We start from the raw sequence: 13,713 nt of genomic DNA, 5'->3' as shown, positions 1-13,713 counted from the left end.
TCCTGGAATCAGGGATTCCTTTCCGAGGCATACAAACTGATCACAGTTTGCGAACCCCAGGTACAGCCGACCGCCGGCAGGCACCAGGCGGCAGACCTGGTTTGTGAAATGGGCGGTTGCCTCCCGCTCCCGAATGTACCCGGGGATCCGGGGTTTTGCCTGATACTTGCCAGGATGTTTTTTCCAGTCTTTAACAGATTTAAAATACGATTTCCAGGAGGCCACAGTCTTCCGGATTGCCTGTTGGTTGACCTGGCTGGTGCAGCTATAGTAGGCAGCGTTTTCCGTATGCTTCAGGATGGCGTCCAGGGTTTCGTAACTCAAGAACCAGTTCTGTGCCGTTGGATAGGAAAAGCGTTTCCCGCATCCATCCAGCTTGGATTTTAAGAAAGCGTGCGCTTTCAGCCCGGTAAGCTTCCCCGAATTGATTTTTCGAATCGCGGAGAAAACAGCTTTATCTTCCATAGCTTCCCGATGTGCATTGGCTTTCTGGATGCCGGTGAATACCAAATGCAGAGCCTCCGTTTCTGCATGCGTCCGTTCCTCCGGCGGTTTGCGGAGCCCGGTCATTGTGTTACGGATCAGGAAGTTGGCCGTATTGCGCACGGCACGGCTTCCTGCCGCATTTTTTCCAAGATAAGGGGCGGCGAAATGATTGGGTTTGATGTCTACCATGACCGTGCGCATACGGATGACCTCCTTTCTGATCTGACTGCCAAGTAATCTTGACTTTATTGTGATTATATCACAAATTCTAAGTATACACAAACAAATGTTCGCTATCCGAGCGCTTTCGAGGGGAACTGGTATCTGCGGAACGGATATGGATCACATCCATCTGCTGGTATCCCTTCCGCCAAGCGCGGCACCATCCGTTGTGGTCCGGACGCTGAAAACCCAGTTGTCACGCGAGGTACGGGAACAGTATACCGATCATGTAAGGAAATATCTTTACGGAGAGAACTGTCCTTTTTGGAGCAGCAGCTATTTTATTGCCACAACAGGCTCGGTGTCGATGGAAACGGTAAAAGCATATATAGATGGACAGCGTACCGATGCACACAAACGGAAATACGAAAAAACGGGACGGTACAAAAAAAGCGGCTCCCGGAGGAGCCGTGGCAATTCATCCCCAGGCAACTAACGTTGGATGGGGTTTTCTTGCTAGTTCATTCATAATTTGCCATTTCATCTACCTCCTGTATTCATTTCATTTTGAAATATGAGAATTCATTCCATTTCTGATTTCATGAAATGAATCCAACTCCAATATTTAAAGAAAAAGCTGCATTTATATTCTGCGCAAACTGAAAAATCTCCCACTTTAGGACTGTAACAAAAACCAGGTGCCTGCAAAAAACAAAGAACTATTAAATCCAATAAAATGATTATGTAATCGAGGAAAAGATGTCCTGAATATGACTCGTAACATAGTAAAGCGAGGAGGCAATAGACATGCAAAATATTATCGAATATGAAGTGTATGGAGATTATGCGTTATTCTCTGAGCCAGGAATGCGGATAGGTGGGGAGAAGACCAGTTATCATCTTCCTACATATGAAGCGATCAAAGGAATCACGGAATCCATCTATTGGAAGCCATCGATCAAATGGATCGTTGATTCTGTTCGTATTATGAATCCTATCCAGACTGAGACAAGGGGTGTACTACTCCAGAAATACGGCGGCGGAAAAGACCTGGCCTACTATACCTACCTGAAAAATGTCCGCTACCAGGTGAGGGCACACCTGGAAATTAACGGCAATTACCCGGAACTTAAGGCGGACTGGAATGAAGGGAAGCATTACAATATCGCACAGCGGATGGTGAAGCGTGGTGGTAGAAGAGATATCTTTCTTGGTACTCGGGAATGTCAAGGCTTTGTTGTCCCCTGTGTTTTCGGGGAGGACAGAAGCTTTTACGATAACATGCCCGGGGAAGTGTCCTATGGGTTCATGTACCACGGGATCACTTATCCCAACGAAGCAGTACTTCCGGAGGACAAGTGGAAAATGACTTTAAATTTCTGGAATGCAGTTATGAAAACGAAAGGAATCCTTGAATTCCCAAAACCTGAGAAATGTCCCCGCCGGCGTGTGATTAAGAAGATGGAACCGACCCCATTTGGGAAAGGGACATTTAGCGGGCTGATGGAATTTACAGATGAGGAGGCATGATATGAACTGGATCAATGAATTACTGGACCTGTACGACAGGAACACGGATGAAATCGGCAAAATCTGTGAAGACAGATATGGGAACCGGTATGCGCTCCTGCCGATGTACCATTCTTCAGCGATGGCAGACATTGAAGTGACCATTACGGACCAGGGCGAATTTATTACTGCTTCGAGGATTGAAAAAGAGGAACGGTATACGGTGATCCCAGTGACAGAGGAATCATGCAACCGGACGAGCAATGTGAACCCTCATCCATTGTGTGACAGTCTCCCCTATCTGGCAGCAGGGTACCGGGATTATGTCCGCAGCCCACAAAAAGGGATCTCTGCATACCATACAAAATATATGGATCAGTTGGGAAAATGGCATTCCTCTGCGGATACCCATGATGCAGTAGATGCATTATATCAGTACCTTTCATCCGGGACGCTTCTTCAGGATCTGGTAGAAGCGAAAGTCCTCCATGTTGATGATGACGGGTGCCTTCCGGAACCTGACTCAAAGCCGTTCCTCCGGTTCCTGATCAAGTATGGGGATTCGGAAGAACCGCAGCCCTGCTGGCTAGACCGTTCCCTTCAGGAAGCATGGATCCGGTATTACCGGAGCCTGGAACGACCGGAAGTACTGGATTACCTGACCGGGGAAATGCAAAGGGAATGTGTCCTCCACCCAAAGAAAGTCCGCAATGACCGGGATGGGGCAAAACTGTTTTCTTCGAATGATACCACCTCTTTTACATTCCGGGGACGCTTCAGTAACCGGGACGAAGCAGTTACGATCGGGGAAGAGACCTCTCAGAAGCTCCACAACGCATTAAAATGGATCATCCGGAAACAGGGCAGGACAATCGACGAAACAACGTTCGTATCATGGGAATCCACAGGGATTGAGCTCCCTTATTGGGACCAGGGGACGGATGAGATCGCAGGGAGCCGGGATCCGGAAGCGGAACCGGATCACACCAACTACAGGCTTGCCAAACAGTTTTACGGCGCACTCTATGGGTACAAAAAGGAAATACAGCCAGGCTCCCATGTTATGATGATGGAATTTAATGCGGCAACCCCCGGACGCCTGGCCGTTTGTGAAAACCGGACACTATCAACCGAGCGATTTTTGGATGCGATCCAAGAATGGCACGAAGGCAGTGCCTGGTTCCAGCCAGCGTTTGATGCTGACGGAAACCGGTATTATTCTGTTGGAGTCCCGGGAGTACGGAGGATCATTGAGAACGTATATGGCATTGAAAGTGGTGGAAAAATCCTGGTAAGGGACAGCAAAATATTCCCAATGCATTTCAGGCGGCTTTTGCCATGCATCTGGGATGTAAAAATGATTCCAACTGACCTGGTAAAGTCCGCTGTTGAGCGGGCATCCATGCCACAGTGCTATGAGTGGTATAACTGGGAACGGGTTCTCTGTACGGCCTGCTCCCTGGTGAAAAAAAGCCGCAACGAAAGGAAAAAGGAGGATTGGGATATGGCACTGAACCTTGATTGCCGCGACCGGAGCTATTTATACGGACGTCTGTTAGCTGTTGCAGACCGGATTGAGTATCAGACATATGATCCGGAACAGGATAAGAAAAGAGTAACAAATGCAAAAAAATATATGACAACGTTCGCCCAGCGTCCATACCATACGTGGACACTGATTGAGCAGAATATCCAGCCGTATCTGAATAAGATGGATTTTCCGGCAAGACGGTATTATGAAAACCTGCTCAATGAGATCTACGACAAGTTCCAGGAAGACACTTATGCAGATAACCGGCGTTTAGAAGGAATCTATCTCCTTGGCTTCCATAGCCAGGCGATGGAGTTAAGGAAAAAGAAAAAAGAAGAAAAATCAACAGAGGAGGAAGATTAAGATGTCCAAACTGAAAGGAAAAATTGATTTCACATTATTTGTCAGTGTTACCAATGCGAACCCGAATGGAGACCCGCTCAATGGAAACCGGCCCAGGACCAATCTTGAGGGGTACGGGATTATGACTCCTGAATGTATCAAAAGAAAAATCAGGAACCGCATCCAGGACCTTGGAGAAAAGATTTTCGTCCAGTCTGACGAACGTTCTGACGATGGCTGCACAAGTCTGAAGGAGCGTGCGATCAACTGTACTGCGCTGAAGGAAGAAATGGAAAAAAAGAAGAACGCAGACAAAAATGTGTTTGCTCAGATTGCCTGCAAGGAGTGGTACGATGTACGGGCATTCGGACAGGTGTACGCTTTTAAAGGCGATTCCGTATCTGTGGGTATCCGTGGCCCAGTTTCCATCCATACGGCAGTCAGCTTATCGCCGGTTGACGTAATCAGTACCCAGATCACCAAAAGTGTCAACAGTGAGCCGACAAATGGAGGAAAAGCATCAGATACAATGGGAATGAAGCATATGGTGGAATTCGGCGTATACAAGATTATGGGGAGCGTCAATGTACAGCTTGCTGAAAAAACCGGATTTACACAGGAAGACGCGGAGCTGCTGAAAGAAGCCCTTATGACTCTGTTCGAAAACGATGCATCTTCGGCGCGTCCAGAGGGGAGTATGGACGTCTGCAGGATGTACTGGTGGCAGCATAAGGAGAAAACGCCGGCTTCCTCCAGCGGAAAAATTCAGAATGCTTTCCATGTCTTTGAGGCGGAAAACTCGAAAAGATTTGAGGATTACGAGATCTCCTGGAAACTGGATGGCTGTCCCGAACCTGATATTATTTAACTAAATGAATAGGTGCGAATGTGAAGTGAACAGAAATGTGCCAGGGCATTCGCACCGGTATTTATACCTGTAAAACAGAATAGCGATTGGATTATTAGAAAAATACCAGAAATATTAGCAATAATATACAAAATAACTGAACAAAACGATCTGATATTGTTATAATTTGCTGTCGCACTTTTATGGGTGCGTGAATTGAAATTTCTTTGTTAGTGCTATAATAACATAAAACCGAGTCGCACTTTTATGAGTGCGTGAATTGAAATGACGAAGTTACCATTAAGTGTACGACGCGGCAAAGTCGCACTTTTATGGGTGCGTGAATTGAAATATTTGTCCGCACAGCAGACAAATAAACAGGGGCTTGTCGCACTTTTATGGGGGCGTGAATTGAAAGTTTGAATAATCAGAATCAATATGATCGCACCCACTTGGGTGCGTGAATTGAAACAGATGATCGACATCGAGCGGACAAGTATGATTCCGTCGCACCTCGCGAAGGTGCGTGAATTGAAACGACAATCTCCGATTCTGACACAGACAATTTCTGGTCGCACCTCGTGCAGGTGCGTGAATTGAAACGACAGCCCAAAGTATAATATTAAGTTTAGGCACAGTCGCACCTCGCGCAGGTGCGCAAATTGAAACACAAGTTCGTAAGTCTTTTTTCGCCCAAGCCTCAGGTCACACCCCATATGGGTGCGTGAATTGAAACTATATTGATGGTTGGGAGGGGAAACGGATCCGGATCCTTTTTCGTTTCACAGAATCTCAATGCATGTTTGCAACCGACATGATCCATGATATATCTCCCCTCTTTGTGGGCGCATGAATTGAAGAATATCAGCTTAGGGAACTTTACCCTTGCAAAAAAGAGCCGGAGAACCGACTCTTTTTCTTTGGTTATGCGGTACGGATAAGGCCGCCATTTGCGCTCTCAATTACGACTGTCCCATAATTGCTGCACTCTGGATGATCTGCGTTGTAGACAAAAGCAACACACTCACCGTTACGGTTTGGACGCTCAGCTGTCCAGTCTTCCTTGTCTTCAGAAACTGCAAGGATCGTATACATATCCCCAATGTTTGTCTGAGACCGGCATACAGCGTAGGGGAGTAGTCCCTGTGACTTTGCCTCGGCGGCGGCATAAGCCGCCTTGTCATTCAGGTCATAGAGGATACCACCAAACTCAGACATGAAAAGCTTTCCTCTTTTAAAGCCTTCGACAACAGTACCCATGACATTCAGTTTCTGAAGCCTCTTAAGCGCCTCTGCTTTAATCTCTTCATCCGATGCGATCCCGGATTCTGTAGGCTCATCTTCCGCAAGCTCATCCGCATTGATCTCATTCAGAAGCTGCTCCAGACGGTCAAGGTATTTTTGGTCCCTTTGTGGAATATCAGAAAGCGACTCTGCAAACAGGCTGCATGTGGGTTCAACGGAGAATTCGTAGCCGTATTCAGTCACCATATACCGGAATATGTCTTTCTTTTTTTCGAGGTAGTCTGCTACAGCCTTTGTACTGGGAAATACTCTTGCTCCATCAGCAGAGGAACATTTGAAATTCCGCTTCCCGATACTGGAAAAATACGCGTTATTTCTAGTCCCAAAGATGCTTGTTGTCTGCTTCCCAGAATTAATCAGATATCCTTCCGGATATGCGGTGACAGCAAGTGTCAAGTCAATCTCGGCACAGTCTTTGCTCTCGGGATAGAAAACCTTCACTTTCCCGGGCTTACTGCCTCTTTCTGTAAGAGAAGCGGGTGCTCCAATAATCATGGAGTTCTTTCCTGTATGGACGACCTCTGATTCCTGGATTACTTTTGGATCGTTGCTCATGACCCCGTGCTTTGTAGAATAGGAACTGATCCCAGTACTGATGATTTTGCAGTCTCCTTTAATTCCAAGATTTAACGGCGTGAGATATCTAGTAATATCAAACAAGCTATCCAACTTTTTTGCATGGAATCTCACCAGCTCCTCTTGTGTCTCATAATTCTTTACCACAACCATCTTCATTTTAATTTCCTCCTTTTTTCTGTATGCATTTAATATGAAAAACGAGAGAAGAATTTGTTCTTATCTGCAAAAAGGCAAGAGTAGGCAGCTGTAGAGTATAATCGGAAATAAGCGCAAAGGTTCACTCACCCCTGGCTGAAAAACAGGTAGTGTCAAATGAGTTATGAAAAAACAGAGTTAAAGAAGAAGAAAAATCACGCAGGTAACAGAAGGGATGTGCCTTGACGATGAAACCGGCAAAACGCAGACAGGGGCGCTTGTTGCGCCTCTTTTTACAGTGAAAAAATGTAAAGTTCCGGCTGCATCCATATTCTAAGAGAAAAAATATGAAAGGGGTTGCATCCATGCAGAACAGTAAAACAGAAAAAACGCCCTCTGCTGCAAAACCAATTTTGAAATGGGCGGGAGGCAAAACGCAGATGTTAAACGAACTGCTGCCCAGAGTCCCATCTTCATATGGTCGATACATTGAGCCATTTTTGGGAGGAGGGGCACTTTTTTTTGCACTACAGCCGGAAAGGGCGGTTATTGCAGACAGTAATCCGGAGCTGATCAACTTGTACCGCCAGGTATCCTCACATGTAGAGGATGTGGTTTGCTGCCTACAGAAATACGAAAATACAAGCGAAATGTTCTACTATGTGCGCAGTCTGGACTGGACATGTCTCTCCGGGCCCGAAGCTGCTGCTAGAACAATATATCTTAACAAAACCTGCTTTAACGGCCTGTACAGGGTTAACAAAAAAGGGCAGTTTAACGTCCCTTATGGCAGATATAAAAAGCCGAAGATTTGTGACGCAAAAGCCTTGTATGCCGCATCGTATGCGTTGCAAAAAGCGGATATTATTTGCGGGGACTATATTTTGGTGCTGGCCCGTTATGCGCAGCCGGGGGATCTCCTGTTCTTGGATCCTCCATACCTCCCTGTTTACGGATACTCAGAATTCACAAAATATACCAAAAAACAATTCGACGTTGAAGAACACCTAAAACTCGCAAAGGCAGTAAGGATTCTGCATGAAAGGGGGTGCTTCATCCTACTCACCAATTCCAACCATCCGATTGTCCGCAAATTATACGAGCCGTACCAGGTAGATGTGATCCAGACGAAACGGGACATTACGTGCCATGGGAGCACGCGCCGGGGTGAAGATGTGATCGTAACAATTCCTCCCAGGGAGCATACACTTGCTACGACGGCAGGGTAGAGGAAGTTCTGCGCCGGACAGATGGCATAATCATCGCCAAACCAGGCGACTCCTTGAATATCAGACCAGAAGACTGCTGCAACAAAGTACAGCAGCCTTTTGTTTAACCATATTTAAGGAAACCGAAAAATAAGAGAGGAGATCAACATGAGAAAAGAAAAAAACGGGAAAAATGCTGCATGGTGCTCGGAAAAAGAGTTAAATTTCCGGTCAAGCCCAGTAACCAAGGAAACAGCAATGTCCTTGTGATAGGAGGAGCTGGGACAGGAAAAAGCCGTATGATTTTAGAAAACATCCTAGCGCTTGACACCTCATTTGTTGTAAATGACACGGAAGGTGAGCTCTACAGAGCATCGGAAGCCGAACTGCGGTCGAAAGGGTATCAGATCCGGAAACTGAACTTGTCGGATAGTGGGCCTTCGTGCGGATACAACCCTTTCGTGTATCTTGCAAACGAACAGGACGTGCATGAATTTGTAGACTGCATCATTGAGTGCGCAAGCAAAACAGAATTCCAAGATGAGCGTCTTAAGACTGCAAGTAAGTTTTTGCTGAAGGCATGTATCTTTTATCTTTTGGAACAAATGGGGAGAGAACACAGCACTTTCCAGGAACTCTATCAGTTCATCCGGGAGGCAAAGGAATCGGATGGGACCACTCGGCTTGACCAGCTTTTTGCAGACGGGAGTCAGTGGATCGCCAAGATGTGCTATAAGACTTTTCATTTGATGGCAGGGGATCAGGTGGATACCATCGCCGGGGCCTGCCTGGAATGCCTGGGCTGGGCAGCAGATGACAAAATGAAACAGCTCACCGAGAAAGATGAAATGGATCTGGACAAACTGAGGAAAGAAAAAACAGCTGTATTCCTTTCAATGCCGCAGGCTGACCCTTCCGGCAGGCTTCTTATGAGCCTTCTTTATATACAGCTTTTGTCTTGTCTGGAAAGAGAAGTTGGCGAAGAAATGGAATACCCTGTTTTTTGCATCATGGACAACTTCGCGGATTTCGCAGAAATTCCGGATTTCCCATTCAGGCTTGCAACGCTCCGAAAATACAAGACGTCTGTCATGATCCTTGCACAGTCGATCAACGACTTCAAAGCCTATTCAGAACACATCGAATTGCTTCTTGCTAATATCAGCTATGCGGTATATATGGGGAATGTAGATACAGAAACCGAAGACTATTTCAGTTGGATGCAGAAAAACGCAGAGGGTGGACTCCCTGATAAGAAGAAGCGCCTTAAGGATCTTGCCCCCGGGGAAGAAATCATTTTGTGTGAGGACAACCAAGCCATTATTGCAGACAAATACTGATTATGATACTGAGCTGCCGCGCATACAGCATGGCAGCTTTTTCAGGCTATTTAGCTCAAAAATAGCAAACGGATCCGGATCCGTTGGGTGGGATTAGATCCGAAAATTATATTTCCCCTCTGTCCCACCTGTAAAGGGATGTTAACATCAGGGGGAACTTTTTCCTGGGAATTAAGCCATATTACAGCCGAAAAGAAAAAGGGAGGAGATCTAAATGAAAGAAGGGTACACAACAACAATGATCTATGAGCTAAAGGAGGGCAGCCCGGTGGCCTGTATAGTTGCTGAATATTCTGTTGATCCAAAGCCGGCATTAGTTGCCTATATCATGCAGTCATTATATAATGACTACAACACTTGGGATTATCCGGTAATGGTCAAAGGAATGCGCGAATCCGACACTGTGAAAAATCACTGGTATTATGATGATTTCGCTAACAGGCGGGTACTCGCAGCTTATCCTGTGTAGAAAGGGGAACAGTTATCATGGTTACTGCAAAAGCTATCAATGACAATTGGTCGGAATATGACAAAAAGGTAGCACAATGCCATCTGGCAAATTACGGGATTATTTTCCTGGATTCTTATGGCTGTCCGATTGATGATGAGTATGCAACGGAAGAATTGTATGAAGCTTATTACTCATCAGCAAAATAATAGCTGCTGGTCATTCGACATTTGCTCAATACCTTCAGGAAAGAGGCATGGAAACATGTCTCTTTTTTTACAGGCTTTTCTGCATCTGCAAAAAATATACTTATCCTGATTCCTGGTACAGTAAAAAAACAGAAAAAAGGAGAGTCATTATGGAGAAATTCCCGTCATCGCATAAGGCATCAGTTCATCCTGCCTCAGGTGGTATGGCAGTAGGCTGTCTCTGAAAGACAGCGTTCGGAAAAATGTACAGGAAACAGGAAATGATCATAGATGTTAAGCCAGTTTTATGGTACCATTAGATAATAAATGTGGGAGGATAAGAACATTAGAGAATTTTTGCATCGTGTTTTCAAATACGTCAAAGATGGCGAAAACAGGTATGCTTAATTGTGACCAATGCACATGACACTTACATTGATTACGGATGGCAGCATTGCCAGTAGGTTTCCATTAGAAATCGAATAGCTCGCGTATTAAGAAAGAATCTGAAAAAGAGGGAAAAAATTGGAAAAACTAAAACATTATACACTGAATACAGGACATATGATGGAAGCCCCTGTTTCTGAGGTAGACAAAGAATTGTATTTTACAATGAAAGGGATAATCAATCGTGCAAAAAAGCAAAGAACAGAATTGTTAGATAATACATATATTCAGATTATCGAAGAACCTCTTGGTTATGTATGTACTTTGTACGGAAAACGCGGGAAAGATTATCTCCCAATACTCAGCACTGCAGGGACGAATAACCCAGATGGACGAAAATATGTGTGGGACAGTATGCAAGATACTGCTAAGCGAGAATATGGCAACTTGTATATTGAGCAAGTTCCAGCAGAAGTACCGTATATTGTAGACTTTCTGCATACAACAGCAGCATATTTTTTGCCAGTTCTTGAGTGGACAGGGAGCTTTTCCCGATGCTTGGGATGGATGATGCTATTTCCAGAAGAAATGCGGACAGTACGTGAGTACAAAAATAATAGATAAGATGATCGAAATAAAAAAGAATTTGGCTATTATGAATGAACATGACATGCAGGAAGCATTGAACAATCTGAGTGAGATTGAGAAAGATGTTTTGTTGAGGTTATATGTACAGGATAGTAGAAAATAGTCAGATTATGTCCGATTATTATGGAGGATAGAAATTATGGGTGGAATGATATGCAGACAGCCGAACGGACTCCTGTGTCGGCACTCGACGATCACGGACTGCATCACAGACTACAATATGACCGAGCAAGACTACATTGATCTTTGCGTGGAAAGGGCATTGTATTGGGCCAGAAAGGATATCGAGGAAGATAATCATCGCTATATTAATTCCGGAACGACAGAAGAGGAGTATCTTAAGCAATGCGCTTATAATGCAAAAATAGAAGCAGAAGAGGTCCTCAAGAGTTATATACAGTCATTTGAGATGATCAAAAAACTTTATCTTCCCAATAACATGCCCGAGGAAGAGTTTGCTGAAATTCTGGAAATTATGCAGCATCCCGTCGGTGAAGGAGAGTGCAAACCATGAAGAATAAATAAAAAGATCCGCCTGACTGCTGTGATGTGTGTGAACTGTCTGGTGTATATGATGACAAATGCTATTGTTTCCTGGCACAGAAAAGTCTGGGACACGTCAAAGAGGGGAATAAACCGAAGTGGTGCCCTATCGGTCCTTCAGGAATTGCTATTGGATCTGCAAAAGGCAAGGCATTGTGAAAATGTGATAATATGTCTTCGCAAAGCCAATAAGTCGTAGAAAAAGGAGTATGACATGGAAGATGTAATTTATTTAAGTCATTATGGGGAAAAAGTGGAACTGGTCTGGCTTCATGATATCCGAGCTTTTCTGGATCAGGAGAAATGTCAGCTTTTGCCGATTGTCGAGAGAAATGCAATCGTAGCAAAAATGGATGGGGAGAATGGCCCTATTTATACCATTATCGAACGAAGTACAAGTCGCGCATATCAAACCAGATCGCTTCCGGAAGACGGGGATATTAAAGCGTTTCTGTACGATATGTCCCGGCAAATTGATTTAAGCAAAGAACCAATGAAAATGCCATCGCTGTTTGTCAAACTGTATGATACGGCTGAGAAAGCGGCAAATGAAAGAATAAAGAAGGGGGAATTATCCAATAGGGATCGACTTTACTTGGAAAAAATGACTGAAATGATCCGTGAGAAGGAAAAAGCAAGAGCAGAAGCGGAGAAAGACAGCGATGATCCCTTTTCGGATACTTATGACCTCTACGTTTCAGGATGGACGGAAACAGCAATACAGGAAGAGACTGAAAGCAGATTACGCAACAAGCTAATGGCTGATTATCTGAATAGTATGGGATTCGATTATGAGACCATGGAAAAACTCGCCACTAAGACTGACGACAAAAGAGAGGAACTGTATCTGCTAAAGGATGGCTATTATTATTACAAAAATATTCCATTTTTCCAAAGGTATTTGCAAGAGGAGAACGCTTAGTAGAACGATGATTTTTCTAAAGACAAGAAATTAGTCGCCATGTGAACTACCACAGACCGTAAAGGTCAGTGGCTTCTGTTAAATGGTTCACCAGACTAAGAACTCAGAAATGAGGACTACGATAGACGGGTCATGACACCTTCGGTTGACGCAACAGACCGCTGCCCTGTCGGATATGTTTAAGTTGGGTCAGAGTAACCAAAGCCCTGAGACATATCCATGACAAGCCCGTTTATCATTGTCGAGTTGAAGACGGAACATCTGTATGGTAACAGTACAGCAAAGTACGCACAACCTACCATCCGGCAGAGTATTTATAAGGGGAAACTTATTGATGGTATATGTACTCTCACATAACAGAAAACCTCTGATGCCCTGTACAAATGTAATTGCAAGATTACTGCTGAAGCAGGGCAAAGCAAAAGTCAGGAAGCGTGAACCTTTCACTATTCAGTTGGCTTATGAAACAACGGACTATCCAAAGCCAAGGCTAATACCATTGGACGCCGCGTATCCACACGCCTAAAGGCATGTGGTTTTACGGCTGGTAGTTTTATAAAAAAAGTCCAGGATATTGCAAATGCCCTGTCGGCTACAAAGTATGTCAATGAAAAATATTTGTCTTTAGCTGAGCTGGCATATGATGACCAGAATATTCCAATTTCAAAACTTCCGGTTTCCACACGCACTGAAAAGGCTATGCGGCGTGCCGGAATACATAATTTGTCTGAACTGTTGACTACAAAGAATAGGACCTTCCGGGGTTCTATTTTATTTTGCAAAAAGATTTCATATTAAAAGCAAATCAATAAAAGGAGGAACCACAATATGAAAGAATTCGCAGAATTTGCAAAAACCATTGTAGACAGCATTGACATGGGGCCGCTCATGAAAATTGAGGCAGAAGAGGAGAGAAACGAAGCGATCCTCGATGAAGCCAAAAAAGTGCTGGACAAAAAAATTGACGCAGGAGAAGTTAACTGTATGAATGCCCTTAAGTTTGCTGTTGAGTATTCCGTGGCTTCAGAGCCACTCAATCCGTTACAGAGAGCCATCCATTCCGAACGATAGAGCCACCTGAATTATAAGGGCAATCCGCTGTTGAGAGCCACCTCTTGAAGCAATACAATCAT

At 44.6% G+C, this 13,713-nt stretch carries 14 protein-coding genes and 1 pseudogene; 13 read left to right on the top strand and 2 right to left on the bottom strand.

Translation table 11 applies throughout. From position 1 onward, the window contains the following. Positions 1-687: pseudogene (locus tag LKD70_RS17525) on the bottom strand (hypothetical protein); the annotation flags it as partial. A gap of 85 nt (positions 688-772) precedes the next feature. Here LKD70_RS17525 and tnpA point away from each other — a divergent pair. From tnpA to cas7c, 4 genes are all read left to right on the top strand, one after another. Further along, positions 773-1,144 carry an IS200/IS605 family transposase gene (gene tnpA / locus LKD70_RS18890; protein ID WP_227709161.1) on the top strand — a complete coding sequence of 124 codons (372 nt, stop codon included), beginning with the start codon at positions 773-775 and terminating at the stop codon, positions 1,142-1,144. 311 nt (positions 1,145-1,455) lie between these two features. Next, the gene (gene cas5c, locus LKD70_RS17515; protein WP_265104930.1) at positions 1,456-2,178 is read left to right on the top strand and encodes a type I-C CRISPR-associated protein Cas5c; all 723 of its coding nucleotides are present in this window, start codon (positions 1,456-1,458) and stop codon (positions 2,176-2,178) included. 1 nt (position 2,179) lies between these two features. Next, complete coding sequence (cas8c, locus tag LKD70_RS17510) at positions 2,180-4,051, top strand: type I-C CRISPR-associated protein Cas8c/Csd1 (protein WP_227709160.1); 1,872 nt, start codon at positions 2,180-2,182, stop codon at positions 4,049-4,051. Between the two features lies 1 nt (position 4,052). Continuing rightward, a complete protein-coding gene (cas7c, locus tag LKD70_RS17505; protein ID WP_227709159.1) occupies positions 4,053-4,898 on the top strand; it encodes a type I-C CRISPR-associated protein Cas7/Csd2 in 846 nt (281 codons plus the stop codon). A 903-nt stretch (positions 4,899-5,801) separates the two neighbouring features. Here cas7c and LKD70_RS17500 read toward each other — a convergent pair. Beyond that, the gene (locus LKD70_RS17500) at positions 5,802-6,917 is read right to left on the bottom strand and encodes a hypothetical protein (protein ID WP_227709158.1); all 1,116 of its coding nucleotides are present in this window, start codon (positions 6,915-6,917) and stop codon (positions 5,802-5,804) included. Between the two features lie 326 nt (positions 6,918-7,243). Here LKD70_RS17500 and LKD70_RS17495 point away from each other — a divergent pair, with 326 nt between their 5' ends. The 9 genes from LKD70_RS17495 to LKD70_RS17455 all read left to right on the top strand — a co-directional run bounded on the left by LKD70_RS17495 (position 7,244) and on the right by LKD70_RS17455 (position 13,651). Next, complete coding sequence (locus tag LKD70_RS17495) at positions 7,244-8,125, top strand: DNA adenine methylase (RefSeq protein ID WP_227709157.1); 882 nt, start codon at positions 7,244-7,246, stop codon at positions 8,123-8,125. A gap of 278 nt (positions 8,126-8,403) precedes the next feature. Beyond that, positions 8,404-9,444, top strand: a complete 1,041-nt coding sequence (locus LKD70_RS17490; protein ID WP_265104928.1) for a type IV secretory system conjugative DNA transfer family protein — start codon at positions 8,404-8,406, stop codon at positions 9,442-9,444. A 214-nt stretch (positions 9,445-9,658) separates the two neighbouring features. Further along, entirely contained in the window at positions 9,659-9,913 is a 255-nt protein-coding gene (locus LKD70_RS17485) for a hypothetical protein (RefSeq protein ID WP_227709155.1), read from the top strand. A gap of 17 nt (positions 9,914-9,930) precedes the next feature. Further along, positions 9,931-10,101 (top strand): hypothetical protein, encoded by a 171-nt coding sequence (locus tag LKD70_RS17480; RefSeq protein WP_227709154.1) that lies wholly within the window; start codon positions 9,931-9,933, stop codon positions 10,099-10,101. Between the two features lie 504 nt (positions 10,102-10,605). Continuing rightward, entirely contained in the window at positions 10,606-11,091 is a 486-nt protein-coding gene (locus tag LKD70_RS17475) for a hypothetical protein (protein ID WP_227709153.1), read from the top strand. Positions 11,092-11,254: 163 nt separating this feature from the next. Next, positions 11,255-11,629: a hypothetical protein gene (locus LKD70_RS17470; RefSeq protein ID WP_227709152.1), complete on the top strand. Its 375-nt coding sequence runs from the start codon at positions 11,255-11,257 to the stop codon at positions 11,627-11,629. A 243-nt stretch (positions 11,630-11,872) separates the two neighbouring features. Further along, positions 11,873-12,580, top strand: a complete 708-nt coding sequence (locus tag LKD70_RS17465) for a hypothetical protein (RefSeq protein WP_227709151.1) — start codon at positions 11,873-11,875, stop codon at positions 12,578-12,580. A gap of 265 nt (positions 12,581-12,845) precedes the next feature. Then, positions 12,846-13,106, top strand: a complete 261-nt coding sequence (locus LKD70_RS18885) for an RRXRR domain-containing protein (RefSeq protein WP_407690995.1) — start codon at positions 12,846-12,848, stop codon at positions 13,104-13,106. Between the two features lie 302 nt (positions 13,107-13,408). Next, a complete protein-coding gene (locus tag LKD70_RS17455) occupies positions 13,409-13,651 on the top strand; it encodes a hypothetical protein (protein WP_227709150.1) in 243 nt (80 codons plus the stop codon). Positions 13,652-13,713: the final 62 nt, after the last annotated feature.

Source organism: Ruminococcus turbiniformis, assembly GCF_020687545.1.
Classification (GTDB): Bacteria; Bacillota; Clostridia; order Lachnospirales; family Lachnospiraceae; genus Mediterraneibacter; species Mediterraneibacter turbiniformis.
This window is presented reverse-complemented; position numbering and strand designations above follow the sequence as displayed.